Below are 401 nucleotides of genomic sequence, written 5' to 3'. Positions count from 1 at the left end.
TTCTGCGGGCGGTTCGGGTGTCGCACGGTGAACGAGCTGCTGCAGCGGGTGCTGCGCACCGACGGCCCGGGTGCGGCCCGGGTGGTGAAGGCTGCGAAAGCAACACGGCGGGAGGTGGAGTTGTCGTCCGGGGCGTGGTTGCCGGCGCGGTGGCCGGCGTTGCGGGAGGCGTTGCTGGACGGGACGATCGGGGTGGCGGGTCTGTTGGCGGCGATCGGGCCGATCGAGCAGGCCGGGGCCCGGATCGGGACGGCGGATCGGTTGCGGGCGGACGCGGAGCTGGCCGCATACGCGCGAGGAATCGCGGCCGCCGACCCGGACGCGGGTGTCGGGGATGTCGCGCCGGCGGCGACGCCGGAGGATCTGCGGTTGCTGGCGCAGGTGATCGTGCAGTACCTCGA

The 401-nt window shown here is 73.8% G+C and carries 1 pseudogene; it reads left to right on the top strand.

The features are described from left to right. Window positions 1-27: 27 nt before the first annotated feature. Window positions 28-401 (top strand): annotated as a pseudogene (locus DW298_RS06930) (HNH endonuclease); the annotation flags it as partial.

The organism is Microbacterium sp. A20, assembly GCF_004794515.1.
GTDB lineage: Bacteria > Actinomycetota > Actinomycetes > Actinomycetales > Microbacteriaceae > Microbacterium.
This window is presented reverse-complemented; position numbering and strand designations above follow the sequence as displayed.